General features: G+C 59.8%; 26 protein-coding genes. 17 read left to right on the top strand and 9 right to left on the bottom strand.

The window, feature by feature from the left end:
• Positions 1-77 precede the first annotated feature (77 nt).
• From WA845_RS12630 to WA845_RS12615, 4 genes are read left to right on the top strand one after another with little or no spacing between them, the layout of a single operon-like run.
• Complete coding sequence (locus tag WA845_RS12630) at positions 78-1,142, top strand: LacI family DNA-binding transcriptional regulator (protein ID WP_022562628.1); 1,065 nt, start codon at positions 78-80, stop codon at positions 1,140-1,142.
• Positions 1,135-3,012, top strand: coding sequence for a DUF2264 domain-containing protein (locus WA845_RS12625; RefSeq protein WP_112554182.1), 1,878 nt, complete (start codon positions 1,135-1,137; stop codon positions 3,010-3,012). Before WA845_RS12630 ends, WA845_RS12625 begins: the two co-directional genes overlap by 8 nt.
• Positions 3,009-4,025 carry an NAD(P)-dependent oxidoreductase gene (locus tag WA845_RS12620; protein WP_112554180.1) on the top strand — a complete coding sequence of 339 codons (1,017 nt, stop codon included), beginning with the start codon at positions 3,009-3,011 and terminating at the stop codon, positions 4,023-4,025. The genes WA845_RS12625 and WA845_RS12620 overlap by 4 nt, the downstream gene beginning before the upstream one ends.
• Positions 4,022-4,810: a TIM barrel protein gene (locus WA845_RS12615; RefSeq protein WP_112554178.1), complete on the top strand. Its 789-nt coding sequence runs from the start codon at positions 4,022-4,024 to the stop codon at positions 4,808-4,810. Before WA845_RS12620 ends, WA845_RS12615 begins: the two co-directional genes overlap by 4 nt.
• Positions 4,811-4,970: 160 nt before the next feature.
• Here the strand turns inward: WA845_RS12615 and WA845_RS12610 are convergent, their stop codons facing one another.
• The 4 genes from WA845_RS12610 to WA845_RS12595 form a co-directional block, all read right to left on the bottom strand.
• Entirely contained in the window at positions 4,971-6,044 is a 1,074-nt protein-coding gene (locus WA845_RS12610; protein WP_108081625.1) for an ABC transporter ATP-binding protein, read from the bottom strand.
• Between the two features lie 76 nt (positions 6,045-6,120).
• On the bottom strand, positions 6,121-6,996 hold the full coding sequence (locus WA845_RS12605; protein WP_004444935.1) for a carbohydrate ABC transporter permease: 876 nt from the start codon (positions 6,994-6,996) through the stop codon (positions 6,121-6,123).
• Positions 6,989-7,942: a carbohydrate ABC transporter permease gene (locus WA845_RS12600; RefSeq protein ID WP_004444936.1), complete on the bottom strand. Its 954-nt coding sequence runs from the start codon at positions 7,940-7,942 to the stop codon at positions 6,989-6,991. The genes WA845_RS12605 and WA845_RS12600 overlap by 8 nt, the downstream gene beginning before the upstream one ends.
• A 6-nt stretch (positions 7,943-7,948) precedes the next feature.
• On the bottom strand, positions 7,949-9,238 hold the full coding sequence (locus tag WA845_RS12595) for an ABC transporter substrate-binding protein (RefSeq protein ID WP_004444937.1): 1,290 nt from the start codon (positions 9,236-9,238) through the stop codon (positions 7,949-7,951).
• 117 nt (positions 9,239-9,355) lie between these two features.
• Here WA845_RS12595 and WA845_RS12590 point away from each other — a divergent pair, with 117 nt between their 5' ends.
• The 12 genes from WA845_RS12590 (at position 9,356) to WA845_RS12535 (ending at position 17,632) form a co-directional block, all read left to right on the top strand.
• Complete coding sequence (locus WA845_RS12590; protein WP_100911160.1) at positions 9,356-10,066, top strand: TetR/AcrR family transcriptional regulator; 711 nt, start codon at positions 9,356-9,358, stop codon at positions 10,064-10,066.
• A gap of 247 nt (positions 10,067-10,313) precedes the next feature.
• Positions 10,314-11,456, top strand: coding sequence for a Gfo/Idh/MocA family protein (locus tag WA845_RS12585; protein WP_172873544.1), 1,143 nt, complete (start codon positions 10,314-10,316; stop codon positions 11,454-11,456).
• 10 nt (positions 11,457-11,466) lie between these two features.
• Positions 11,467-12,630 (top strand): dihydrodipicolinate synthase family protein, encoded by a 1,164-nt coding sequence (locus tag WA845_RS12580; RefSeq protein ID WP_313476536.1) that lies wholly within the window; start codon positions 11,467-11,469, stop codon positions 12,628-12,630.
• Positions 12,631-12,653: 23 nt separating this feature from the next.
• Positions 12,654-13,475, top strand: coding sequence for a sugar phosphate isomerase/epimerase family protein (locus tag WA845_RS12575; protein ID WP_004444942.1), 822 nt, complete (start codon positions 12,654-12,656; stop codon positions 13,473-13,475).
• 19 nt (positions 13,476-13,494) lie between these two features.
• Positions 13,495-14,730 (top strand): Gfo/Idh/MocA family protein, encoded by a 1,236-nt coding sequence (locus tag WA845_RS12570; RefSeq protein WP_006700545.1) that lies wholly within the window; start codon positions 13,495-13,497, stop codon positions 14,728-14,730.
• Positions 14,731-15,053: 323 nt separating this feature from the next.
• A complete protein-coding gene (locus tag WA845_RS12565) occupies positions 15,054-15,224 on the top strand; it encodes a hypothetical protein (RefSeq protein WP_022562637.1) in 171 nt (56 codons plus the stop codon).
• A 261-nt stretch (positions 15,225-15,485) separates the two neighbouring features.
• Positions 15,486-15,695: a cold-shock protein gene (locus WA845_RS12560; RefSeq protein ID WP_003508146.1), complete on the top strand. Its 210-nt coding sequence runs from the start codon at positions 15,486-15,488 to the stop codon at positions 15,693-15,695.
• Positions 15,696-15,805: 110 nt separating this feature from the next.
• A complete protein-coding gene (locus tag WA845_RS12555) occupies positions 15,806-16,096 on the top strand; it encodes a cold-shock protein (protein WP_337322352.1) in 291 nt (96 codons plus the stop codon).
• 28 nt (positions 16,097-16,124) lie between these two features.
• Positions 16,125-16,361 (top strand): 30S ribosomal protein S21, encoded by a 237-nt coding sequence (gene rpsU / locus WA845_RS12550; RefSeq protein ID WP_006700627.1) that lies wholly within the window; start codon positions 16,125-16,127, stop codon positions 16,359-16,361.
• Positions 16,362-16,396: 35 nt separating this feature from the next.
• On the top strand, positions 16,397-16,612 hold the full coding sequence (locus WA845_RS12545) for a hypothetical protein (protein WP_004444958.1): 216 nt from the start codon (positions 16,397-16,399) through the stop codon (positions 16,610-16,612).
• A 43-nt stretch (positions 16,613-16,655) separates the two neighbouring features.
• Complete coding sequence (locus tag WA845_RS12540) at positions 16,656-16,793, top strand: hypothetical protein (protein ID WP_004444959.1); 138 nt, start codon at positions 16,656-16,658, stop codon at positions 16,791-16,793.
• A gap of 551 nt (positions 16,794-17,344) precedes the next feature.
• Positions 17,345-17,632 carry a hypothetical protein gene (locus WA845_RS12535; RefSeq protein WP_337322351.1) on the top strand — a complete coding sequence of 96 codons (288 nt, stop codon included), beginning with the start codon at positions 17,345-17,347 and terminating at the stop codon, positions 17,630-17,632.
• Between the two features lie 361 nt (positions 17,633-17,993).
• Here WA845_RS12535 and WA845_RS12530 read toward each other — a convergent pair whose 3' ends face one another.
• A complete protein-coding gene (locus tag WA845_RS12530; RefSeq protein WP_337322350.1) occupies positions 17,994-19,091 on the bottom strand; it encodes an acyltransferase family protein in 1,098 nt (365 codons plus the stop codon).
• A gap of 301 nt (positions 19,092-19,392) precedes the next feature.
• On the opposite strand from WA845_RS12530, the gene WA845_RS12525 reads away from it, so the two are divergent.
• A complete protein-coding gene (locus WA845_RS12525) occupies positions 19,393-19,629 on the top strand; it encodes an acyl carrier protein (protein WP_004444965.1) in 237 nt (78 codons plus the stop codon).
• A gap of 104 nt (positions 19,630-19,733) precedes the next feature.
• Here WA845_RS12525 and WA845_RS12520 read toward each other — a convergent pair whose 3' ends face one another.
• From WA845_RS12520 to WA845_RS12505, 4 genes are all read right to left on the bottom strand, one after another.
• Positions 19,734-20,828, bottom strand: a complete 1,095-nt coding sequence (locus tag WA845_RS12520; protein ID WP_337322349.1) for a glycoside hydrolase family 88/105 protein — start codon at positions 20,826-20,828, stop codon at positions 19,734-19,736.
• Between the two features lie 8 nt (positions 20,829-20,836).
• Entirely contained in the window at positions 20,837-22,390 is a 1,554-nt protein-coding gene (pglA, locus tag WA845_RS12515) for a polygalacturonase PglA (protein ID WP_337322348.1), read from the bottom strand.
• Between the two features lie 114 nt (positions 22,391-22,504).
• The gene (locus tag WA845_RS12510; protein ID WP_337322347.1) at positions 22,505-23,773 is read right to left on the bottom strand and encodes an ABC transporter substrate-binding protein; all 1,269 of its coding nucleotides are present in this window, start codon (positions 23,771-23,773) and stop codon (positions 22,505-22,507) included.
• 43 nt (positions 23,774-23,816) lie between these two features.
• Positions 23,817-24,917 (bottom strand): ABC transporter ATP-binding protein, encoded by a 1,101-nt coding sequence (locus WA845_RS12505; RefSeq protein ID WP_107327285.1) that lies wholly within the window; start codon positions 24,915-24,917, stop codon positions 23,817-23,819.
• Position 24,918 lies beyond the last annotated feature (1 nt).

The following is a 24,918-nucleotide window of genomic DNA, read 5'->3' as shown; positions in this document are numbered from 1 at the left end:
CACTTAAATTCTTGCAAATTTTCTCTGTTTGCAATATTTGCATCATAATAGATTTTTTTGCAAGCGCAGGAGCCGATATGAACGATACGCCCGACATCAGCCGTCCGCGCCAGTCGGATATCGCCCAGCGCGCCGGGGTCTCCATCAGCACAGTCTCGCGTGTTCTCGCAGGGGAAAAAGGGATCAGCGCGTCGATCCAGACCAAGGTTCTGGGAGTTGCGGCGGAGCTCGGCTACCCCTTGCGACCGGCAACCAATCAGGCGGCCGGTGTGCAGCTGGAAGGCAAGACAATCCTCGCGCTCATGTCCGCGGAAAGGGCGACGGGCGATATTGGCGCGTTTTACCACGATATTTTCGATGTGCTGCGCAGCCTCGCCCAGACGGACGGTTTCGAACTCGACATCAGGCTATTGCACCAGAAGCAGATCGACGATTCCCTGATCCAGCGGGTCTGTGAGGTGGACGGCCTCCTGGCCATCGGGCTCGATCCCGAGGAGGAGATCATCCACCGCATCACGCAGGGCGTACTGCAACCTGTTCTTGTCAACAGTGCTGACCCCTCCATGATGCTCGATTGCGTTTCGCCTTCCAATTTTTACGGCGGCGCGCTGGCGGCCCGGCGGCTTCTGGAACTCGGCCATCGCAAGGTCGCCTATATCGGTCCGCATCATCGCCACACCATCAGGGAGCGTATGCGCGGCTTCCGCCATACGATCCTTGAGGAAAAAGGAACGACCTATGAGGAGTTCCTGCTTTCGACGGCAGATAGCGGCTTCGGGCAGGCGGGCGACGCAGTTCGCCAGCTGCTGGCCAAAAACCCTGAACTGACAGGCATCTTCTGTATGAATGACGCAATTGCCCTTGGCGCACTCGGCGCAGCGCAGGAGCTGGGCCTCGGCGTTCCCGACGATCTTTCCATCATCGGTTTCGATGACCTGCCCTTTGCCGAACTTTCTACCCCACGTCTCAGCACGATCCGCGTCGATCGCCGCGAGATTGCGCGCGAAGCGGTTGACCTGCTGCGGCGGCGCCTGACCGAACCTTCCGCCAATGCCCGTCAGGTGCAACTTGGCGTGCAGCTGGTCGAAGGACAGACAGCCGGCAAGGCGAAAAAGACGGGAAAGGCGACGCGCGATGCATGATACCATGAGCAGACCCCATATGGCGCGATTTAATCCGCTGCACGGCAATCCGCTCAAAAGCCGCGCCGATGTCCGGCGGGCGCTGGATGATAGCTTTGCGCCGCTTCTTCCCTATTTCTCGCAGGGTGGCGCAAGGGTGACGCTCAGCGGAGCAGCCGCGCACTTCGACCGGGCGGCGGCCGATCTGGAAGGCTTTGCCCGACCGCTCTGGGGCATCGCACCGCTTGCGCTGAGTGGCGATCGTTTCGACCATTGGCCGCTTCTCGCCCGGGGCATAGCCAACGGCACCGATCCTTCCCATCCTGAATACTGGGGTGATGTGCGCCAGAAGGATCAGCGGCTGGTGGAGCTCGCTGCAATCGGTTTTGCACTGCGGCTTGCGCCGCAGCATCTGTGGGAACCACTGTCCGATACACAGAAAGACAATGTGCGCTGCTATTTGCTGACCGCCCGTGAGCGCGGTTACGCCGATAATAATTGGAAGTTTTTTCGCATCATGGTCGACATGGCGCTGGATCATCTCGGTATCGAATTCGATCGCAGCCTGACCGAAACCTTCCAGAAGGAGCTCGACGATTTCTATATATCCGACGGCTGGTATCGCGACGGCAACTATCGCCGCATCGATCACTACATTGCCTTCGCCATGCATTTCTACGGGCTGATTTACGCGAAACTCAGCAAGCCTGATGACGCCTATGCCGAGCGTTACCGGCAGCGCGCACGGCTTTTCGCTGGCGATTTTGCCAGCTGGTTCGATGAGGATGGCGGAACCCTGGCTTTCGGCCGCTCCATGACCTACCGTTTTGCCTGTGGCGGTTTCTGGGCGGGCCTTGCCTTTGCCGACGAGGAGGCGCTGCCCTGGGGCGAGATCAAGGGCCTTTATCTGCAGCATCTGCGCTGGTGGGTCAAAAAGCCGATTGCCGATCGCGATGGCGTGCTCTCCATCGGCTACGCCTATCCGCAGCTCACCATGTCGGAAAGTTATAATTCGGCAGGTTCGCCCTATTGGGCTTTCAAGGCTTTCCTGCCGCTCGCCCTGCCGGAAAGTCATCCCTTCTGGCTGGCGGAGGAAAGGCTGCCCGAACCGTCCGCAAGCCCTAAGCCGCTTGTTCACCCCGGCATGGTGATGATGCGGACGAAAGGCAACGTCACGGCGCTCTCCAGCGGCCAGGAAAATCTCTCCATGCGCGGCGGGCCGGAAAAATACGCAAAATTCGCCTATTCCTCCCGCTACGGCTTCGGCGTGGAGGTGGACGAGCGTGGCTTCAAGACCAACGGTTTCGACAATATGCTGGCCTTTTCCGAGGACGGACTGCATTACCGCGTGCGCGAGACCAACGAAAAGGTTCTGCTGGCGGGAGCAAGCCTGCGGGCGACATGGAAGCCGTTTGCCGACGTCGCCGTTGAAACCACGCTGGTTGCGGCTGGCGACTGGCATATCAGACTGCACCGGATCACCTCTGCCCGCTCCCTTTGGGTTACGGAAGGTGGCTTTGCGATCAACCGCAACGATGGCGACCGCGACGCCATGAGCGAAGAGGCCGGACGGGCGACGACGGATTGTGGCACTGACATATCGGCAATCATCGATCTCGGTTCGAGCATAGACCGGCACGGCGTGGCGCTGAAGGCACTGCCCAATACAAATCTCATCAACGCCAAGACCACCGTGCCGCAATTGCGCGGCCAGATCGCTGCCGGCGAGAGCGTTCTGATTTGCGCGGTCTTTGCCGGGGTGAGCGGCCCGGAAGGCGAGAAAGCAATGGCTTCGGTTCCAGCCATTCCCGATCTAGAGGCGCTTGATCGCCTCTTCGCGAGAGAGGGCGTGCCGGTCAGCAGCATGGCGGCCAGGGGAGAGCCGCAATGACGAGCCCGATTCCGCGTCTCAGCATAGCCATGGACCCGGAACGGACCGAGCATGTGCTGACATCGCAGGCGCTCGACAGGTTGTCAGAGAGGGTCGAGATTCTCGACACAGGCACAATCCGCGATTTCCACGATCCCGCGGTGGAAGAGCAGCTGGCGAAGACGGATATCCTCCTGACCGGCTGGGGCTGTCCGGATATCGGCGCGCAGGAACTGGCGCTGATGCCCCGCCTCAGGCTCATCTCCCATGCTGCCGGCACGGTAAAATATTTCCTGTCGCAAGCGGTGTTCGATCGGGGCGTTACGGTGTGCAGCGCCGCAGAGGCGAATGCGCAGCCGGTCGCAGAATTTTCGCTGGCGATGATCCTGCTGGCCGGCAAGCGGACCTTCGGCTTCAGGCGTCTTTATCTGGAGCATCGCGACCGAGCCCCGGTCGAGCGATTGCAGGCGCAGGCCATCGGCAATCTCGGCCTCACGGTCGGCATCGTCGGCGCGTCACGCATCGGACGTCGCGTCATTGGTCTATTGCAGCCCTTCGATCTCAATCTCATGCTTTTCGACCCGCTTCTCGGTGCTGCGGAAGCGGAAAAGCTCGGCGTCCGTCTTGCCTCGCTCGAAGAGCTGATGGCGGCGAGCGATGTCATTTCCCTGCATGCGCCCTCCCTGCCGCAGACGCGGCACATGATTGGCGCGGCAGCGCTTGCCCGCATGAAGGACGGCGCAACCCTGATCAACACGGCGCGCGGCGCACTTGTGGATGAAGACGCGCTTCTGGCCGAACTGAAAACCGGACGCATCGAAGCCGTCATCGACGTGACCGATCCCGAAGTGCCGCCGCCGGACTCGCCCTTTTACAGCCTGCCGAACGTCTTCCTGACGCCGCATATTGCCGGCGCCACCGGTCTCGAACGGGCGAGGCTCGGCGACATGGCGATTGCCGAAATCGAACGCTTCTGCTGCGCAGTGCCTTTGCAGCAGCAGGTGCGGCCCGAACATCTGGAACTGATCGCGTGAGACCTTTCGAACCCGGCCTCTGCTCCGTCACCTTCCGCTCCCTGACGCCACAGGTCGTCATTAAGCTTGCGGCCAGCAATGGCATCAGGGCGATCGAATGGGGTGCGGATGTCCATGTCCCGCCGGGCGACCTCGAAAATGCGCGGCAGGTTGCGGCGCGAACGGCAGAAGCGGGCCTCACCGTCTCGTCCTACGGTTCCTATATCTTCGCGCCGGATTTCACACCTGACGATGTGACCAGTGTGCTCGAAACGGCAAGGGCGCTCGGCACACGCCATATCCGTATCTGGCCGGGGCAACGCAAACGTCCATCCGCCGATTACACACCCGCGGAACGCCGCGCGGCAACGGAAGCGCTGGCGACAATTGCTCACCGAGCAGCTGAGTTTCACATGACAATCGGTCTCGAATACCACCCCAATTCGCTGACAGACGCCCTCCCCTCCGCCCAGCAGCTGGCGCAGGATTTGCCGATGCCCAACCTGTTCTTCTACTGGCAACCCGCCCCGGGCCTGCCGCTGGAAGAGGCACTCGCGGAAATATCCGCGCTCGGCCCGCGCATCTGCCATCTGCATGTTTTCGCCTGGCTCGCCGACGCCAGCCGCCTGCCGCTTGCCGACCGCGCAGACTACTGGCGGGCGTGCATCGAGGCTTTGCCTGAGGGCGAATGGGCGAGAACCGCCTATGCGATGCTGGAATTCGTCAGGGGTGATGACATCGGCCAGTTTGCGGCAGACGCGCTGACACTAGGCAAGATACTCGCTGGCCGCGGAGTGGCCGATTAGCGCACGATTAACCTCACACGCGACGTCACCCCCGGCCCGGCGCCGGGAACCTGATCATGTGGAACAAACACGTCGCAAATCCTCGGGACAAGCCCGAGGATGAAGAACGCAAAGCTTGGTGGACTTTGTTAGCCCTAGTGAGACAGCTCACCACTCATTCTCATATCCGCCGTCCATCCGCCCCAAACAGATGCGTCTTGCCCAGATCGAACGCAAAGGGAATCGTTTCTCCGATGCGGATCTGGCGCTGGCCATCGAGAAGCACGGTCGCTGGCTGGCCGTCGGGGGTGCTGGTGTAAACCACCGTCGAGCCGCCGAGATGTTCCACGAGCTGGATGGAAGCTTCACCGAGAGAGGATTGCGCCTGCGGGTTCACATGTTCCGGGCGCACACCGAAGGTGAGCGGTTCCCCCTGCTGAGCAGTGACCGGTTTTTCAAGCACGATGCGCTGTCCCGCCACTTCGATGGTGCGGTTGGAGGTGTCGCCTGAAGCCACTTTTGCGGAGAGGAAATTCATCTTCGGTGAGCCGATGAACCCCGCGACGAACTGGTTTGCGGGATTGTTGTAGAGATCGAGCGGGCGGCCAACCTGCATGATGCGGCCGTCGCGCAGCACGACGATCTTGTCGGCCATGGTCATGGCTTCCACCTGGTCATGCGTCACATAGATCATGGTGCTGCCGAGCGTCTGGTGCAGCTTGGCAATTTCGACGCGCATCTGCACGCGCAGTTCCGCATCGAGGTTGGAAAGCGGTTCGTCGAAGAGGAAGATTTTCGGCTCGCGCACGATGGCGCGACCGATGGCGACACGCTGGCGCTGGCCGCCGGAAAGTGCCTTCGGCTTGCGCTGCAACAGCGGGCCGATCTGCAGGATATCGGCGGCCTTCTGCACCCGCGCCTCGACTTCCGGTTTTTTGTAGCCAGCGGTTTCCAGCCCGAAGGCGAGGTTCTTGTAGACGCTCATATGCGGATAGAGCGCGTAGGACTGGAAGACCATGGCGATGCCGCGCTTGGAGGCAGCGGTTTCGTTGACCCTCTCACCGTCGATACGCAGATCGCCTTCGGAGATTTCCTCAAGCCCGGCGATCATGCGCAGAAGCGTGGATTTGCCACAGCCCGAAGGGCCGACGAAGACGGTGAATTCGCCCGGCTCGATCTTGAGATCGATGCCGTGAACGACCGGAAAAGCACCGAACCGCTTGACGATTTTTTCCAGAGTAATGCTGCTTGCCATGCTGTTTCTCCCGACTGTCGCGCCGCGCTAAGGGCAGCCGCGACAGTATTGATGGTCTTATAAAATGCGTTCTCGGTCAGCGTTTCATTCCCGTCGTCGCGATGCCTTCAATCAGCAGCCGCTGGAAGAACAGGAAAAACAGGAAGACCGGCACCAGTGACAGGTTGGACATGGCGAAAAGCGAGGTCCAGTCCGAGCTGCCGGTGGAATCCACGAAGGACCTGAGACCAAGCTGCACGGTGTAGGTGTTGATGTCGTTCAGATAGATCAGCGGACCGAAGAAATCGTCCCAGGTCCAGATGAAGGAAAAGATGGCGGCCGTTGCCAGAACCGGCAGCGACAGGGGCAGCATGATCTTCCAGTAGATACGGAAGGGCGAGCAGCCATCCATGACAGCCGCTTCATCCAGCTCACGCGGAATACCGCGGAAGAACTGCACCATCAGGAAGATGAAGAAGGCGTCCGTCGCGAGATACTTCGGCACGATCAGCGGCAGCGATGTGTTCACCCAGCCCATTTCCAGAAACAGGATATATTGCGGGATGAGCACAACGTGATAGGGCAGCATCAAGGTGCCGAGCATCAGCGCGAACCAGAAATTGCGCCCGCCGAAGCGAAGCCTTGCAAAAGCGAACGCCGTGAGCGAGCAGCCGACCACGTTGCCGATGGTGGCCAGCACCGAGATGAAGAAGGAGTTCCAGAAGAACTGCCCAAAGCTCACCTGCAGCCCGGTCCAGCCTCTGATATAACCGCCGACATCCACCGCCGAGGGAATGAGCGAGGATGAGCCGAACAGCTCGTCCTGCGGCCGGAAGGAGCCTGAAATCATCCACAGGATCGGATAGAGCATCGCAAAGGAGGCGATGATCAGCGCCGTATGGAGCATCACCGATTTCAGCGGCGAGCGTTGCGGGCCTTGTCCCGGCCGGGGAGCGGTAACAGCGTCAGTCATCGTAATGCACCCAGTATTTTGCGCTGAGGAACGAGAAGGCCGTGAACAGCGAGATGATGATCACCAGGATCCAGGCAAGCGCCGAGGCATAACCCATGCGGAAGAAACCAAAGGCTTCCTGGTAAAGATAGAGCGTGTAGAACAGAGTCGAATTGATCGGCCCGCCGGTGCCCTCGGAAATGATGAAGGCCGGCGTGAAGGCCTTGAAGGCGTCGATCGTCTGGATCACGGCGTTGAAGAAGATGACGGGCGTCAGAAGCGGCAGCGTAATGCGGAAGAACTGCCGCACCTTGCTCGCGCCATCGATTTCGGCGGCCTCATACATGTCCTGCGGAATTTGCCTCAGACCTGCGAGGAAAATGATCATCGGCGAACCGAACTGCCAGACCGACAGGATGACCAGCGTGTAGATCGAATAATCCGGATTGGAAATCCAGCTCGGCCCTTCATAACCAAAGGCTTGCCAGAGTATCATGTTGACGAGACCGTCAGAGGCGAAAAGCTGACGCCAGAGAACGGCAATCGCGACGCTGGAGCCCAACAAGGACGGCAGATAGAAAATCGCCCGATAGAGGGTCAGGCCGCGGATGCCGCGGTTGAAGGCGAGCGCCACCAGCAGCGCGAAGATCAGCTTCAGCGGCACCGACAGCAGCACATAGGTGAAGGTGACCTGCATGGCTGCGGCAAACTTCGGGTCGGCCGTGGCGATGCGCACATAATTGGCCGCACCCACCCAGTCCGGCGACTGCAACAGGTCGTAGTTGGTGAAGGACAGATAAAGCGACGCAAGCGCCGGGCCCAGCGTGAGGCCGAAAAAGCCGATCAGCCAGGGCAGGAGAAACAGGTAGGCGTGAATGTTGCGGTCGAAGATCCGCTTCAGGCCGCCCCGTTTCGGGAGAGCCGCGCCACGGCTCTCCCCCACAAGAGTTTCAGATCGAAAGGCCATAAACCATCACTTCCGTTTGATAACGGTTTCGGATTCCTTGACGAGGCGGTCACCGCCTTCTTCCGGGGTGATCTTGCCGAAGCCGACTTCTTCCGCCGTGCGTTTCAGGACAAAGGCGAATTCGCCCGCACCCGGAGGTGGCGCCGGCGGCAGATCGCCGACGCCGGGTGTAATTTCGGCGATATATTCCACCATGCTCTTGCTGACTTCATCGAGTTTCGGGGTCAGCGCGTTGCGCATGGATTCCGACGCCGGAACGCCGCGCTCCACGCCGAGAATATCGATGCCTTCCGGCTCGGCGACGAGGAAATTGATAAACCCGACGGCCTGTTCGATACCGGCACTGCCATTGGCGACGCTGATGAGCATGGAAGGTTTAAGGTAGTGGCCGGAAGGGCCGTCCTTCGTGCTCTTCGGATAGGAGCTGATGGCAAGTTTGGCCTTGTTGAGCTTCTGATACCCGACGAACTGGTTGGAATGGGCAAATGCGGTTGCCGCTTTGCCCGTCGTCAAAGGGTTGGTTTCGATATTGAGCTGGTCGAGCGCCTGCACATCGGCGGGCACGCAGGCACCACTCTTGCGCAGATCCGCCCAGAGCGTGAACCACTTGGTCGCGTCGGTCGGATCGAAGCCGATGCCGCCATCCTGCGTGTAGAGTGACTTGCCGTTCTGGCGCAGCCAGTTTTCAAAGCTCGGCTCCACGCCGCTCGCATCGGCTGTGGCGTAATAACCGGGCTTCGGCTTGTTCTTGCTGAGCTTGGCGGCATTTTCGGCAAACTCCTCCCAGGTCTGGCCGATGGCCGGCGGTGTCGCGCCGGATTTTTCCCAAGCCGCCCTGTCAAAGAAGACGGCGCTGGAATTGACCCCCAGATTGATGCCGTAAAGCTTTCCATCGACCCGGCCGGAATCGATGTTCATCTTGCCGAAATCCTCGATCTTCAAGCCCTTGCCGATGTAATCATCCAGCGGCGCCAGCGCGCCGCGCCGGCCATATTCGAAGATGTAACGATAATCCATCTGGATCAGATCGGGCGCATTGCGGCCCGCCACCTGCGTTGCAAGGCGCGGCCAATAATCGCTCCAGCCGGCGAATTCCCCGGCGATGTCGAGATCGGGCTTCACCTGCTTGTAGGCTGCTATCGCCTTGTTGGTGCGATCGGCACGCTCCTGCGACCCCCACCACAACATGCGAAGGCGCGCGGCCTGCGCCTGCGCCGAACCACCTCCCAATGCTGCAAGCGACAGGGCCGCAAGCCCCGCCGAAAGCACAGTTCTCCTCTGAAGCATCACGGGCATTGGCAACTCCTCCCTATTGACTGCCAATTGATGATGAACGCAAACGACACTTGCCGTTTTATAACTAATTGGTTACATGGGAACACCGATCGCAAACATTGTCAAGCGGGTGCCGAAATGGAAGAAACGACTAAGAACCAGCCGTCCGATCCGGGCCCCGATCCGGCCGTGGAGGAAACGCTGCCGGCAAAGCGCAAACGGGCCACAGCCCAGGTGCGAAACCCGGAAAGAACCCGCGCCGCCATTCTTGAAGCTGCCCGCCGCGAGGTGGCCGCCAAAGGGCTGGCGGGGGCCAGAATCGATGTCGTCGCCCGCCGCGCCGGGACCAACAAGAGGATGATCTACCATTACTTCGGCGACAAGGATGCGCTTTATCTCGCCGTTCTGGAAGACGCCTACCGCCATATCCGCCATACTGAAAGACGGCTTGATCTGGCCCGTAAGGCCCCGTCCGAGGGCTTGCGGGAACTTGCGCTTTTCACCTGGCACTACTTTCTCGACCACCCCGAATTCCTCAGCATCCTCGCTACGGAAAACCTCAATAAAGCCCGGTATCTCAGGCAATCACCGACGATCACGGCGATGCACTCAAATTTCATTTCCGAGCTTGAGGACGTGCTGCGGCGTGGCAGCGACGCCGGCGAATTCCGTGACGGCCTCGACCCGATCGACGTTTATCTGACCATCGCTTCGCTCGGCGCCTTCTACCTGTCGAACAGGTTCACCCTGTCAACGATCTTCCAGCGCGACCTGACAGACCCTGCCGAGCTGGAGCGATGGGGCCAGCACATCGTCGACACGTTGCTTGCTGCAGTGCGGCGGGTCTGAACGAGCCAAACCGGATTCCTGTTTAACTACAGCGATGACGCGCCATTCGCATCCGCGAAGCGCGTCATTTTCTTTTGCGGCGCAGCGAATGACTGCAAGGGCGAGCCTTCAAACCTCATCAATTTTTCCTGTCAAAAAACACCTTGACAGATCGTGTTCTTCGCGATCACAAATAACCAAATGGTTACAAATTACCATGTTTGACGGAAGCGGCCTTGCGGGAAAAGGTCGCCTTGGGAGGAAATTCATGAAACGTATCGGCGTCATCATGCACGGCATCACCGGCCGCATGGGTTACAACCAGCATCTCGTGCGCTCCGTTCTCGCCATTCGCGATCAGGGCGGCGTGCTTTTGAAGAACGGTGAAAGGGTGATGCTTGATCCCATTCTCGTCGGCCGCAACGGCGCGAAGATCGAGGAAATCGCCAAAAAGCATAATGTCGCGCGCTGGACGACCGATATTGATGCCGCTCTCGCCAACCCTGACGACACACTGTTCTTCGACGCTGGCACGACACAGATGCGTGGCAGCCTTTTGGAAAAAGCCATCAAGGCCGGTAAGAACGTCTATTGCGAAAAACCGATTTCGGACACGATGGATGAGGCGCTGGCGATTGCCCGCCTGGCCGAAAGTGCGGGCATCAAGCACGGCGTGGTGCAGGACAAGCTGTTCCTGCCCGGCCTTCGCAAGCTCGCCATGCTGCGCGACAGCGGCTTCTTCGGCAAGATTCTCTCCGTGCGGGGCGAGTTCGGTTACTGGGTCTTCGAGGGCGACTGGCAGCCAGCGCAACGCCCCTCATGGAACTACCGCCTGAAGGATGGCGGCGGCATCATTCTCGATATGCTTTGCCACTGGCGTTATGTGCTCGACAATCTGTTCGGACCGGTGAAATCCGTGAGCTGCCTCGGAGCGACGCACATTCCGGAGCGTTTCGATGAACAGGGCAAAGCCTATAAGGCGGATGCGGACGACGCCGCCTACGCCACCTTCGAACTGGAGGGCGGAGTTATCGCCCACATCAACTCTTCATGGGCGGTACGGGTGCGCCGTGACGATCTCGTCACCTTCCAGGTGGACGGCACCCACGGCTCGGCCGTCGCTGGCTTGACGAAGTGCTTCACCCAGCACCGCACCAACACGCCGAAGCCGGTATGGAACCCCGACCAGCCGCAGACCATCGACTTCTACAAGACTTGGCAGGAGGTGCCGGACAACGTCATTTATGACAACGGCTTCAAGGCACAGTGGGAAATGTTCATCCGCCACCTCGTCGATAACGACCCGTGGCCTTATGGCCTGATGGAAGGCGTGAAGGGCGTGCAGCTTGCCGAGCTGGGGCTGAAATCATGGAAGGAACGCCGCTGGCTCGACGTTCCCGCCCTTTCCTGAGGAGGCTGACATGAGTGAACTCAAGCTTCCGAAGGACGACCGCAGCATCGAGGTTTACAGATTATCCGGCACGCCGGTCGCGGTTGAAAAACGAAGTGCCGCCGATTTCAACCGCGTCGCTTTCGCAGCCGCCCACGTGGTGGCCGATCCGCTTGCCGACAACGACCCGTGGCTGACCCCCGCGATCGATTGGGACGCGACCTTGCGGTTCCGTCATCGCCTTTGGGACCTCGGCCTCGGGGTCGCGGAAGCGATGGACACGGCTCAGCGCGGCATGGGGCTGGCATGGCCGCAGGCCCAGGAGCTGATCTCCCGTTCGCTCAAGGAAGCCGCCAGCCGCAAGGATGCGCTGATTGCCTGCGGGGTGGGCACCGATCATCTGAACGGCAGCGGTTACGATCTGAACCAGATTGTCCACTCTTACCTCGAACAGCTTGATTTTGTTCAGGGAGAAGGCGGGCGCGTTATCCTGATGGCCAGCCGCGCGCTCGCCGCCGCCGCCCGTTCGCCCGATGATTACCTCAAGACCTACACCAGGGTGCTTTCCCGCGCCGAACAGAAAGTGGTGATCCACTGGCTGGGCGAAATGTTCGACCCGGCGCTCGAGGGCTACTGGGGTTCGGGCGACCATATGACCGCCATGGACACCTGCCTTGCCATGATCGAGGAGAATGCCGACAAGATCGACGGCATCAAGATTTCACTTCTCTCCAAGGAAAAGGAAATTGCCATGCGCCGCCGCCTGCCCGCTGGCGTGCGCATGTATACCGGCGACGATTTCAATTATGCCGAATTGATCGCCGGTGACGAACAGGGTCATTCGGATGCGCTCCTCGGCATTTTCGATGCCATCGCGCCTGCTGCGTCCAAGGCGCTGGCCAGCCTGAAGCGCGGTGCTGACAATGAATTTTTCGATATTCTGGAGCCGACGGTGGCGCTTTCACGCCACATCTTCAAGGCGCCCACCCGCTTCTACAAGACCGGCGTGGTGTTCCTCGCCTATCTCAACGGATTGCAGGATCATTTCACCATGGTCGGCGGCCAGGAAAGCACCCGTTCCACGCAGCATTTCGCCGAGCTTTTCCGGCTGGCGGACAAGGCCAACGTGCTGGCTGAACCTGACCTGGCGACGCACCGGATGAAGGCATTTCTCGCCGTCCGGGGTATCAGCTGAAGCAGAACGAGGGAGGATAGAACATGAGCCTTGAAGGCCTTTCCATCAATTTCGCGACCGTGCGGCAAGGCGCAAATTTCGGTGCCATCGTGGATGCCTGCCTCGCCCATGGCATCACCACCATCTCACCGTGGCGCGAGCAGGTGAACGGTATCGGCCTTGCGGAGGCCGCCCGCATCGTTGAGCGGAACGGCCTGCGCCTGTCCGGTCATTGCCGCGGCGGTTTTTTCCCGGCTCCTGACGCTGAAGGCCGACGTCTCGCCATCGAGGACAATAAACGCGCCGTCGATGAGGCCGCTGCCATGAAGGCCGACTGCCTTGTGCTTGTCGTGGGCGGCCTGCCCGCCGGTTCGCGCGATCTGAAAGGTGCGCGGCAGATGGTGGAGGACGGCATGGCAGAACTTCTTCCTTATGCGAGGGCTGCCGGCGTGCCGCTCGCCATTGAACCGCTGCATCCTTTCTATGCCGCGGACCGCGCCTGCATCAACACGCTGAAACAATCGCTCGACCTCTGTGACCGGCTGGGTGCCGGTACCGGCGTGGCCATCGATGTCTATCATGTCTGGTGGGACCCGGAACTGGAGGAGCAGGTGGCGCGGGCCGGCAGGAATGGCCAAATTCTCGCCCATCACATCTGCGACTGGCTGGTGCCGACCACTGACCCGCTCAACGATCGCGGCATGATGGGAGATGGTGTGATTGACCTCAAGGCATTTCGCGCCATGATCGAGGCTGCGGGCTTCCACGGCCCGCAGGAAGTGGAAATCTTTTCGCATCGCTGGCAGGCGCGCCCGGTGGACGAGGTCCTCGCCACCGTGGTCGAGCGTTTCAAGACTGTTTGTTGATAGATCCGGGAGAGAGACAATGCCTGAAAGGGTGAAACGCAAACGCTATGCGCTGGTCGGCACCGGCAATCGTGGCACCACCATGTGGGGCCGCGAATTGCTGGCCGGCTGGAGCGACTATGTCGAACTCGTCGGCATTTGCGACCTGAACCTGATGCGCGCCGAACGGGCTCGCGCCATGATGGGATCGAGCGCACCGCTTTACGACGATTTCGACCGGATGATGGAAGAGCAGCGCCCGGAGCTGGTGATCGTCTGCACGCCCGACGATACGCATGACGACATCATCATCCGCGCGCTGGAAGGCGGGGCAGACGTCATCAGCGAAAAGCCGATGACCACCACCCCCGAAAAGATTGACCGGATTCGCGCAGCCGAGGCCAAAAGCGGCCGCCGGGTCGATGTCTCCTTCAATTATCGCTTCTCTCCCACCGCCGCCCGCATCAAGGAACTGATCGACGAAGGCGCCATCGGCACCGTTACCTCGGTGGATTTCCACTGGTATCTCGATAACCAGCACGGCGCGGATTATTTCCGCCGGTGGCATGCCTTCACCGAACATTCCGGCAGCCTGTTCGTGCACAAGGCCACGCACCATTTCGACCTCCTGAACTGGTATCTCGACTCCGATCCCGTCGAGGTGAAGGGCTTCGGGCAATTGCTGCATTATGGCAAGAACGGCCCGTTCCGCGGAACGCGCTGTCGCACCTGTCCGCACAAGAATGAGTGTGATTATTTCATGGACCTCGGCGCCGATCCTTTCCTCGATGCGCTCTACGAGGACCCGTCGAGCATTGACGGATACATGCGTGATGCCTGCGTCTTCCGGGAGGACATCGACATTCCCGATACCATGAGCGCTTCGATCCGTTATGCCAGCGGCGTGCAGGTTTCCTATTCACTCAACACCTACATGCCGATAGAGGGTCACCACATCGCCTTCAACGGCCACAAGGGTCGCATCGAGATGCGCCAATATGAAAAGCAGCCCTGGACGGAGCCGCCAGCCGATGAAATCCTGCTGGTGAAGAGCTTCGGCGGCGGTGTTGAGCACATCTGGGTGCCGCACGAGCCGGGCGGCCATTATGGCGGCGACAACCGCATGCGCGACATGATCTTCAAGCCCGGCTCCAACGACCGGCTGCGGCAGCGGGCTGGTTCGCGCGCTGGCGCCATGTCGGTTCTGACAGGCGTGGCGGCACTGAAAAGTGCGCTGGAAGGCGGCTCCCAGCCGGTGAAATCCCTGCCCCTCTAAGCGGCCTCAGCCCGTGGTGCCATCCGCCACGGGCAACCACCAAAAAGAACGGGCGATATTCCGCAGATTACGCACTCCTTCCATACCGGTAAATTGATTGCCGGGGGAAGAAAGAGTGAGTCATGTCCAGTTTGCAATCCATCGTTCCGCTCATCATCATCGGCGTCAGCCTCGTCGTATTCTTCAAATGGGTGGGGCGCGACATGAATCGGGAAGAGAAGAAGCCGCGCTCCCGCCGCTGACCGATCACGCCCGCCCGCGCCCTTGCACGGTTACGGAACCTCGTCCTGCCGTCGGCGTTTCCCTGTCAAAAGGAGAACGCCATGACGCAAGAGCAAAAGACGAAAAACGACGACAACAGGGCTTCGAAGGCCAGCGACATTCCTCCTGCAGGCCCGCACGCCAAACCTTCCCTGACCGACCATGAAAAGACACCAGGCGCAGGAAGCCTGCCGGATGGCGACAGCAAGGACGTCACGCCTGGCGCCGGCTGATGACCATTTGCGCCGAAATATCATACATTTATTATATTTCGGCGCATTAACAGTAACTTAGCTCCCGAACCGTCGCGAAATACCTGTTTCTTCACGGTGGTCATTGCAAAATCGAAAATTGAGCTTATATTTGCCTTATCGACCATTGCTTGTGACGTCGTTCTGGAACAGACTGTTCCCCGTCGGATTTCCTCTCAAATAATCGATCTTATCCCGCAAGGTATCGCGGGAACCACAACGATTCTACGAAAGGAAATCGTTATGAACACTGGTACTGTAAAGTGGTTTAACGCCACCAAGGGCTTCGGCTTCATTCAGCCTGACAATGGCGGCACGGACGTTTTCGTCCACATTTCCGCTGTCGAGCGCGCTGGCATGCGTTCTCTGAACGACGGCCAGAAGATCAGCTACGAGATCGTCCAGGACCGTCGGTCCGGAAAGAGCTCTGCCGACAACCTTCAGGCAGCTTGATATTCGTCATTTTGGCACCGCAGACCACGGATGTACTGGCTGCGCTTGCCGATGACTGTGAGAGGTCGGGTTAAAGCCCGGCCTTTTGTTTTTGGGCCATGGAGGTCCTCATGCGTAAAAATTCCTATCATTGCGGTGACACCGTCTTTTTGAAGTCCGGCGTCCTTGGCAATGCACAGCCCGATGGTCCCGGCCGGATTGTGTCAGTCATGCCCGAAGCCCAGGGAACGGTTCGTTACAAGGTGCGTTTCCAGCACGAGAATTTTGAGCGCAGCGTCGCACTCGATGAGATAGATGCATCGATGTCGACGGCTTCGCGGCTGGGCAAAGGCGAAAGCCTCTCGCCACGCGAAACCGGATCAAGCTGGATCAACCTGAACACGATCAAAATCAGAAAGTAGCGGCATTGGCCGCTTAAAGGAGATAGTCTTGCAGGTACTCGTCAGAGACAACAATGTTGAACAGGCCCTTCGCGTCCTGAAAAAGAGAATGCAGCGTGAAGGCATTTTCCGCGAGATGCGCGCCCGCGAATCCTATGAAAAGCCGTCGGAAAAGCGTGTTCGCGAAGAAGCCGAAGCCGTACGCCGCCACCGCAAGCTGGAGAAAAAGAAGATGCAGCGCGAAGGGCTGCTGCCAGCGCCCAAAAAGGCCGCCCGTACCCGGTAAACGCCCTACACCGCACTTCCGCGAAGGAGACTGCCATGGCCGCCACGAAAGAAGTTTTTTTCAAGCCCGGTAAACTGTCCGCTCAGGACAAAGCATCATTGACCGACAGCGCGGCAAAGCAGATCATCAACGCCGAAGCCGACCAGCGCGCCCGCAAGACGGAACGCCTTCGCCAGCTTCGCGAGGCACAGGAAGCGGCGGTTGTCGCCGCCGATCCGGTGCCCGCAAAGAAACGATCCGGTAACAGATAGCGGGCGCTTTTACATCACCCGGTCAACGCAGGAGGACGACACCATGGCAAAGGGTCAGTTGCGCAGTAACAAGGAAATCCGCAAGCCGAAGAAGGACAAGACAAAAACACCCGCCGCGGCGCCAGCCGGTTCGCAGGTGAAATTCGCAAACGCCACGACAGCGGATGGCAAGAAGAAGTAGGGCACGGTATCGGCGCGCAGGTCACGACGATAAATGTCTCGTCTGGGAGACCGGACTTGTTTTGGCCATATTGCTCTTCTATATATTTCCCATAGCAACTGCTGGTGAGCGCGAATGAAATCGTCGTTCGCAGTTGTTTTAGTCGCTTCAAACTTTTGACCACGGATGTACTGGCACTGGTGTTGAGAGCGATATGAGGAAGGTCGGTGCAATATTGCCCCGGCCTTTTTTGTTGCTGTGAGCAGCCGAAGATAAATATGCACGACTGCCGCCGACTGCGACGGAATTAACTTGCCTATTCCGCCCAATGGGCGCACCCTCCCAATCACTGAAAAGGGCGTTACCGCCGCTTTACGACGGCCGCTGAAGCCCTCGTCCTGCTCATGTCGTTGACCCGCAGGAACGATACGGACCCACACGACATGAATGTCCAAGGCGCGACGCTTTAATGGCACGGCCTGTCGCTCGGATGCACGGAAGCGGCGTCGCATGACATCCGCAGCGACGCGAGACACCACAGTTTTGGTGAACCCCATAGAAAGGAGGACGTGATGTCTTCCGCATATGAAAATTGCATCATGTCGTCACAGGACCTCAAGATGCTCCAGTCGGTGCTGGCAGACCTCGGTTATGACCGGCACACCATGGACGAGGAAGTCATGCTTTACAACAATGCCGCCCGAAAGGTGATCCAGCTGTTTCAGGGCGGGCTGACCGACCCTGCCGAGCTTTCGAAGGAAATGCGCTTTCTTTTTGGCGTTCATAAACATGATCGCAGTAAATCATGGAAACCGTTGCCACGTTACGCGATCCAGGGGCTGCCGCCTCTTTACCGATAACGGCGCTCTTCCATCCATGACGACGGGAAACCAGGCCTTCAAAATCACCGATGAAAATAACGGCTTGGCAAATGATGTATATCAGGCAACACTGAAATGGATACCTCCGTGCGCCAATCAGGCGGCACGAAGGTGACGGATGGAACATGCGCGCTGAAGGCCGGGACAGGCCTCGACGTCAGCGGGTTTCATACCGGCGAGTTTGCGTCTGCGTGGAGAGAGAGTATGACGTATGACTGGAGCGGCCGCAGAATGCGCCGCATGCGAGCGGCGAAATTGACGATCATCAGCCTTGTGGCCGCCTTTGTGCTGACCGCGCCTATCTTTGCCCACTACTGAATTTCAGGCCCGCTTGTTTCGACTAGACGGGCTGGCGTGTTTCTGCGCGTTTCCGCAGACGGTTTTTCACCCATTTCTGAACGGGCTGATCGTAACGGACCGTCAGCCACCATGAAATCCACGTCGTGCCGATGAGAAACAGGACGCCGGCTGGCAGGGCGATATTCTGCTGCGTGATGGACGGGACCAAAAACTCCGTCCATGCCAGAAGCGGAATATGCAGGACATAGACGGCGTAAGACGCCGTACCAAGAAACCCCGAAAGTGCACTCACCATGGGGCCCGGCACCGTTCGGCTGGCCACGAACAGCAGCAGCGGCCAGAGGAGCAGGACGATTGCGAGGTCGAAGAAGGGCCGGACTTCGCGTGATACGGGCACGGCAAGGATGACACAGACGAGCACCAGACACAGCGCGGCCTGGACGGGCCTCAGCTCCGGCACACGGTTGCGGAACCGGTAAACCAGCACGCCGGCGAAAAACGAAAAGAATACCCGGCCCATGCCGGCATACATTTCATGCCAACGGAAACCGAGATGCAGCTTTCCAGACGCGGCGGCGGCGGCCACCAGTACAATGGCGCTGGCAACGATGACGGCTGCGATCTGTTTCACCGTCGCCCGCACGCCCCAGCGGGCATAGACCACGTTCACCACCAGTTCGTTGAAAAGCGACCACGCCGGGCTGACGAGAAACAGCGCGCCATTGAGGGTCAACGTGAAAGGCGCCGGCAGAAAGAGAAGCCCCGTCACCAGCGCAAAGGCCAGTTCACCGGGATCGATGAGACGATGCAGATCGTCGATCGGCGTCGGCAGACCCAGCACATAAAGGCAGATGAAATAGGCCACCATCAACGCCAGTGCCAGCACATAAAGCGGATAAAGCCGGGCGAAGCGCGCCTTCATGAAAAAGCCGGGCGTGGTAGCCCCGTCACGCAATCTGACGCCATAGGCGTGAGCCAGCACGAAGCCGCTGAGAGCAAAAAACAGATCAACGGCAAGATAGCTCGAGGCCGGATCCCTGCCGAAAAACTGCTCGGCATGGCGATGGACGATAAAGAGCGCAGCCACGCCCCTTATGCCGTCAAGCAAGATGAAGCGTTCCGGGGATGATGGGGCCATGGCGTTGATGCTCAATGAGATAGCGGCAATTGTTCAATGGAAACCAGCTTTACCGCGTCCCGGTTCTCCGCTTCCAGTCACAAACCGTTTAATCTTGCAGTCGCCGCGAATTTTTCCGGACATGGGGTCGAGGCCGGCACCCTTTCGCAGCGGAGAAAGGCGTGCTACGTCCGGATGTCATCGATGTTTCGACCCCGTGACACAGCCGTGTTGTTCCTGCAAATGTGTGATTTTGCAAGAACAAGTTCCGGCAATGTCCATGGGGCAGGTTCGGCGACAACAACTCTCGCGGAGCCTTCTCATGCCCACAATTGCCGAACGTATCAGAAAAATCATCGTGGACCAGCTTGGCGCAGACCCTGCCGCCGTCGTGGACGATGCCAGTTTTGCCGACGATCTCGGGGCAGACTCTCTGGAAATAGTTCAGGTGGTCATGGAGATCGAAGAGGAATTCGGGGTGGAGATTCCGGATTCCGCCGCAAATACGATCCTGACCGTCGGCGACGCCATCCGCTTCATCGAAAAAAGCACGGCTTGACGGTGAAGCGCCGGAGGCGGGCCTGATCCGCCGATAGCGCCGCAACCGGGCCAAATTTCGGGGAGTCCCGCTCTAACTATCCTGCTCATCGAGGTGGTGGCACATCAGACCAGCAGGAGATTTTCGGCAAAGGCCATCATCAGGGGACCCACTCCCTTGGCGTCATCGCTAACCACTGGCTCGGTCAGATAATATTCCGGCGAGCCGTCGCGATAATTGCCCTCGAAACCACCAAGTCCGGCGACGTGTACGATGCCGGCAAGACGAGTGACACCGTCTTCGCCCGCCAGAAGCCGGGTCTCCAGCAGAGCCGAAAGCGCGCGACGACCTGCGGACAAAGCCGCGCCCGCCGCCTCTCCCTGCAACAGCCCAAGACGGACCGCACGCAGCAGCGCATAGGAGAACATGGCGGAGGCGGATGTCTCCTCGTAATTGCCCGCCAGATCCGGATTATCGAGAACCTGCATCCACAGACCGGTGCCTGTCTGGCGTGCGACGATCTCAGCCAGGAGGCGCCGTGTGCTCTGTCGCAATTCATTTGTCGGGCCATCATCCGGCAGTATCGTGAGCGCATCCACCAGAGCCATGGCCAGCCAGCCGACCGCACGGGCCCAGACGGCCGGCGATTTGCCGGTCTGCGGATCGGCCCAGCGCTGGGTGCGGCTTTCATCGTAGCCATGAACATAGAGCCCGCCGGTATCCGCCGTCAGGGCAAGTGCCGTTGAAAACTGCCTCAGCGCGTCGTCGATCAGTTCGGGCCGCCCCGTTGCCTGCGCATATTCAATCTGGAACGGAAGACCCATATAGAGACCGTCCAGCCAAACCTGATGCGGATAGCGTTTCTTGTGCCAGTAATTGCCGCAGGCGATGCGTGGATGGCTGCGTAGCTGCCCCGCCAGATGGTCCGCGGCAGCGAGATACCGTGGGTCGCCCGTTTCTTCCGAAAGGGGAAAGAGGATACGGCCGGCAAGAATATGGTCGATATTATATTCCTGCGGATCGTAACCGGCGAGCGCGCCGTCGGTCGCTATCTGCACATCGGCGAGCCGGTGCAGATGGTCGCTCCAGCGCGCCTCTCCGGTGGCCTCGGACAGCTGCTGCAGGCCGCGGTAGATGCATCCATCCTCATAACACCAGCTGCCGCCCTTGTAATGCCTATAACGACTGCAGAATTGCTCAAAATATTCAGTGGCTTTCATGGATTTTCTCAATCGCGATCTGAAACAGTGGAAATGGAAGCGTCGCTCAGCATGGCAGGATCGTCGCAGACTATATGTGTCTGCTCGACAACAATCGCCTCATGGCGCATGGGACGAACCCGGTCGGCCATGATGGGAGGCGCGGCGATGGCCGATGGATCGCGCGAGACGATGGTGAGATTGCGGATGGCGACATTGCGGATGGGTGCTTCGGGAAGGCCAAGAAAGACGCCCGCAGCATGGGCGAGATTGCGTATTTCGACATCTTCCACGATAATTCCATCGATGAATGGCGTGCCCTTGTCGATCGGCGCCGGCTGCCGCGACTGTACCCGTTCGTCATGTCCATCAGCATCGCAATGATAGTGTGCATTGGCGGAAAGCGCGGTTTGCACGCCGTCCAGCAGCACCCGGCGCATGGCGATATTGCTGACGATGCCGCCCCGTCCGCGCCGCGTCTTGAGGCGCAGGCCGCGATCCGTGCCGACCATGTCGCAATCCTCCACAGATACGTCATGCACGCCGCCGGACATTTCCGAGCCGATCACCAGCCCGCCATGGCCGCGCTCCATCAGACAATGGCGCACACGAATGCCACGGGTTTCCGCGAGATGATCGTCCTCGCCATCCGGGCCGCGCTTTCCTGCCTTTACGGCGATGCAATCGTCTCCGACCGAAAAACGAACGCCCGATATCGTGACGTTGCGGCAGCTTTCAGGATTGAAACCATCAGTGTTCGGGCTGTCATGCGGCGCGTCGATGGTGAGGCTGGCAGCGATCAAGTCTTCGCAGCCCTGCGGATGGATTGTCCATGAGGCGGCGTTTTTTATCGTAAAGCCGAGAAGCTGGATTTTGCGGCAGGAAACGAGATGCAGGCCGCGCGGCCGCCGCGCGCCGTCGCGGGTTTCTTTTGGCCAGCTCCACCAGTCACCCCTGTCGCCCGAACCATCGAGAACGCCCCTGCCCTCGATGATGAGATTAGCTGTCCCGATGGCATGAACCGGCGCGGCGAAACAGGCATCCGGCAGGCCTTCCCAGCTTCCGAGCATATGGCCCGCATCATCGCGTGCCGGCAGGATCGGCCAGGCTTTACGGCTCGAAGGGGCGCGCAGCACGGCTCCCTCGGCAAGATGGAAGGTCATGTTGCTTTTGAGGCGGACAGGGAAGGACGTCCAGAGACCGGCCCCGAGACGCAACGTGCCGCCATGCGGCACCGCAGCCACCGCCCTTTCCAGCGCCTCGGCATTGGCACGCGCGCCCTCTTCATCATCGAGCGCGACATCCGGCGTCAGGGAGAACGCCGCAGCCTCCACAAGCCCGGCGCAAGGGCTGGTTCTGAACTCCAGCGCTGCGAACCCCTCGGCCTCGAACAGATAGCAGGTATCCGGGAAGAGATCATGCAGCAGCGTCACCACGGTCGCAGTTTCGCCGCGCCGCTCGTCGCCTTCCGCCGACGACAAACGCCACTCCGTCCTCGCCGGAAGGAAATGGCGAGCGCCGGGTGCGGCGAGGCAAAGCGCTGCCGTTCGCGCTGAAGACGCGATGATAAGGGGTTCGTTCATGTTCATTTCCCGTCTTTCGTCCCTATCCGGCCAGGCCCTGGCGGACATGCCTCGCATGTTCCGGCAGCCGGTCAGTGAGCCCGCCGCCACGGACGCGGCGGCGGGAGATTGCCGTCAATCGAACTTCGCCAGAACATCATTGGTGGAATCGACGATCTGCTCGGCCGCCTCCTCCGCCGTCAGCTGGCCATAGGCATATTCTTCCAGCGTATCGATGAAGGCCGAGCGGATTTCCGGATGTTCGTTGAAGGGCGATACCACCGGCCCGGATGCGGCCATGACGATGGCATTGGCGGCTCGCACTTCCGGCTCGCCCTTGTCGCCCAGACGTGCAGCCCCAGCCTTGGATGCCGGCAACCCACGCGAGGTGCCGAGTGCGTCGATACCCTCAGGCTCGTTCAGCAGGCAGTTCAGTATCTGCGCCGCTGCTTCCGGGTTCTTCGAGTTTTTAGAGATCGAGAACACCATTGAAGGCTTGCGATAGACCCCCTCGGTCACCGCGTCTGCAAGCTTCAGCATCGGCACGGGTTTCAGAACCTGCCCCTGCTTCAGGGGATCGGCATATTTTGAATAGGTCGAATCCCATTCATAGGAGCCGGCAATGCGGCCTTCAGACCAGGACGGCTTTTCATAAAGATTGACATTGCCATCGGCCGCTTCCTCTTTCTGGGAGCGGATGGATCCGGTTTCGACCAGCTTGCCGACAAAGGAAATGCCCTCGGCCAGTTCCTCCGGCGTCCAGGCCACGCGGTTTGTCTTGGGATCGACCAGATCCTTGCCGGTTTTCTGCACAACGGCCAGCGTCACCAGAAGCTGGGCGGTCTCCTTGACGGCGTTGAAGGTATAATAGTCCTTGCCGAGCTTTTCCTTGATGGTCTTCGTCGCCGCGAAGAACTCATCCCAGGTCTTCGGAATTTCGACACCCGCCTTTTCGAAGGTCGTGGCATTGAAGAAGAAGACGCGGCCGGTGGTGGAAACGGAAAGCCCCTGCAACACGCCGTTCATCGACCCCGCCTCCAGATCGCTCTCGGCCCATTGGGAAAGATCGAGCGGCTTCAGCTGGCGCAGATCGGCAAAACCTTCGCCATTCTTGGAAAACAGCGGCAGCCACGGCCAGTTGACCTGAACGATATCAGCTTCCGTCTTGCCCGCCATCTGGGTGGTGAGTTTTTCGAGATAACCGTCGAAACCGGTGAACTCGCCCTTGATCGTGTGGCCGTATTTCTCGCCACAGGCGGCAATCGCTTTCTGGGTGGCGACATGGCGGCTCTCGCCGCCCCACCATGACATGCGCAGTTCCGCGGCACCTGCCGCAGGAGCGGTCGCCATCGCCACATAAGCGGCACCGGCAAGCATCGCCATCATTCTGGTCATCATCTTCATTGTTCTTCTCCTCCTCGAAAAATCAGGCACGCCCGTCCGCTCCTCACAGCGAAACGTTGCGCCCATCGGCCTTGTCGAAAATATGCAGCTTCTCCGGGTCCGGCTTCAGGCGCAGACGACCATCGCGGCCGAGCACCTCGAATTCCGCCGCGCCGACGACGCTGACGACCTTCTGGCCGCCGAGATCGGCGTGCAGATAGACCTCGTGGCCCATGAATTCCGCATTGGTGAGTTTCGCCTGCAGCGCCGGACCATCGGTCGCCTCCGCCAATGAGAGATGCTGCGGACGGATGCCGATGACGGCGTCCGTGGGTCTCGCCGATAGTCGCTGTTCCAGATGCGCGCCGATCGGCAGGCGCTGACCGGCGATCACGAATTCAGTACCCTCGATTGCCACATCCACGAGGTTCATTTCCGGCGTGCCGATGAAGCCGGCGACGAAGAGATTGGCCGGATGGTTGTAAAGCTCCTTCGGCGTCGCGACCTGCATGATGCGACCTGCCTGCATGACGCAGATGCGGTCACCCATGGTCATGGCCTCCGTCTGGTCATGGGTGACGTAGATAACAGTCGATGACAGGCCTTCCGCTTTCAACTGGCGGTGCAGATCGGTAATGCGAACCCGCATCGAAGCACGAAGCTTGGCGTCGAGATTGGACAGCGGCTCATCGAACAAAAACACACCCGGTTTCTTGATGAGCGCACGGCCGAGCGCCACACGCTGCGCCTGCCCGCCGGAAAGCTGCTTCGGCAGACGGTCGAGCAGCGGCTCGATCTCCAGAATGCGCGCGACATTGTCGATGGCCTTCTCGATCTCCGGCTTGGCGACACCGGCGATCTTCAGGCCGAAGGCGAGATTGCCGCGCACCTTCATATGTGGATAAAGCGCATAGTTCTGGAACACCATGGCAATGGAGCGCTTGCCGGGCGGCAGGTCGTTGACCCGCTGATCGCCGATCAGGATTTCACCGCCGGTGATTTCCTCCAGCCCCGCCACCATGCGCAACGTCGTGGATTTGGCGCAGCCCGAAGGGCCGACGAACACCATGAACTCGCCATCCTCGACGTCGAGATTGATGCCGTGCACCGCCTTGAAGCTGCCGCCATAGACTTTTTCGAGATTTTTAAGTTGAACGCTTGCCATT

Origin of the sequence: Agrobacterium sp. CMT1 (assembly GCF_037203725.1) — a bacterium.
GTDB classification, from domain to species: Bacteria; Pseudomonadota; Alphaproteobacteria; order Rhizobiales; family Rhizobiaceae; genus Agrobacterium; species Agrobacterium pusense.
Note: the sequence above shows the minus strand (reverse complement) of the source record. Positions and strands in the feature narration are given on the sequence as shown.

What these genes read in the sequence shown, in the direction of transcription:
- WA845_RS12630 (WP_022562628.1), top strand. Translation starts at nt 78, where the DNA reads ATGAACGATACGCCCGACATCAGCCGTCCGCGCCAGTCGGATATCGCC.
- WA845_RS12625 (WP_112554182.1), top strand. Translation starts at nt 1,135, where the DNA reads ATGCATGATACCATGAGCAGACCCCATATGGCGCGATTTAATCCGCTG.
- WA845_RS12620 (WP_112554180.1), top strand. Translation starts at nt 3,009, where the DNA reads ATGACGAGCCCGATTCCGCGTCTCAGCATAGCCATGGACCCGGAACGG.
- WA845_RS12610 (WP_108081625.1), bottom strand. Translation starts at nt 6,044, where the DNA reads ATGGCAAGCAGCATTACTCTGGAAAAAATCGTCAAGCGGTTCGGTGCT.
- WA845_RS12605 (WP_004444935.1), bottom strand. Translation starts at nt 6,996, where the DNA reads ATGACTGACGCTGTTACCGCTCCCCGGCCGGGACAAGGCCCGCAACGC.
- WA845_RS12600 (WP_004444936.1), bottom strand. Translation starts at nt 7,942, where the DNA reads ATGGCCTTTCGATCTGAAACTCTTGTGGGGGAGAGCCGTGGCGCGGCT.
- WA845_RS12595 (WP_004444937.1), bottom strand. Translation starts at nt 9,238, where the DNA reads ATGCCCGTGATGCTTCAGAGGAGAACTGTGCTTTCGGCGGGGCTTGCG.
- WA845_RS12590 (WP_100911160.1), top strand. Translation starts at nt 9,356, where the DNA reads ATGGAAGAAACGACTAAGAACCAGCCGTCCGATCCGGGCCCCGATCCG.
- WA845_RS12585 (WP_172873544.1), top strand. Translation starts at nt 10,314, where the DNA reads ATGAAACGTATCGGCGTCATCATGCACGGCATCACCGGCCGCATGGGT.
- WA845_RS12580 (WP_313476536.1), top strand. Translation starts at nt 11,467, where the DNA reads ATGAGTGAACTCAAGCTTCCGAAGGACGACCGCAGCATCGAGGTTTAC.
- WA845_RS12575 (WP_004444942.1), top strand. Translation starts at nt 12,654, where the DNA reads ATGAGCCTTGAAGGCCTTTCCATCAATTTCGCGACCGTGCGGCAAGGC.
- WA845_RS12570 (WP_006700545.1), top strand. Translation starts at nt 13,495, where the DNA reads ATGCCTGAAAGGGTGAAACGCAAACGCTATGCGCTGGTCGGCACCGGC.
- WA845_RS12565 (WP_022562637.1), top strand. Translation starts at nt 15,054, where the DNA reads ATGACGCAAGAGCAAAAGACGAAAAACGACGACAACAGGGCTTCGAAG.
- WA845_RS12560 (WP_003508146.1), top strand. Translation starts at nt 15,486, where the DNA reads ATGAACACTGGTACTGTAAAGTGGTTTAACGCCACCAAGGGCTTCGGC.
- WA845_RS12555 (WP_337322352.1), top strand. Translation starts at nt 15,806, where the DNA reads ATGCGTAAAAATTCCTATCATTGCGGTGACACCGTCTTTTTGAAGTCC.
- WA845_RS12545 (WP_004444958.1), top strand. Translation starts at nt 16,397, where the DNA reads ATGGCCGCCACGAAAGAAGTTTTTTTCAAGCCCGGTAAACTGTCCGCT.
- WA845_RS12540 (WP_004444959.1), top strand. Translation starts at nt 16,656, where the DNA reads ATGGCAAAGGGTCAGTTGCGCAGTAACAAGGAAATCCGCAAGCCGAAG.
- WA845_RS12535 (WP_337322351.1), top strand. Translation starts at nt 17,345, where the DNA reads ATGTCTTCCGCATATGAAAATTGCATCATGTCGTCACAGGACCTCAAG.
- WA845_RS12530 (WP_337322350.1), bottom strand. Translation starts at nt 19,091, where the DNA reads ATGGCCCCATCATCCCCGGAACGCTTCATCTTGCTTGACGGCATAAGG.
- WA845_RS12525 (WP_004444965.1), top strand. Translation starts at nt 19,393, where the DNA reads ATGCCCACAATTGCCGAACGTATCAGAAAAATCATCGTGGACCAGCTT.
- WA845_RS12520 (WP_337322349.1), bottom strand. Translation starts at nt 20,828, where the DNA reads ATGAAAGCCACTGAATATTTTGAGCAATTCTGCAGTCGTTATAGGCAT.
- pglA (WP_337322348.1), bottom strand. Translation starts at nt 22,390, where the DNA reads ATGAACGAACCCCTTATCATCGCGTCTTCAGCGCGAACGGCAGCGCTT.
- WA845_RS12510 (WP_337322347.1), bottom strand. Translation starts at nt 23,773, where the DNA reads ATGAAGATGATGACCAGAATGATGGCGATGCTTGCCGGTGCCGCTTAT.
- WA845_RS12505 (WP_107327285.1), bottom strand. Translation starts at nt 24,917, where the DNA reads ATGGCAAGCGTTCAACTTAAAAATCTCGAAAAAGTCTATGGCGGCAGC.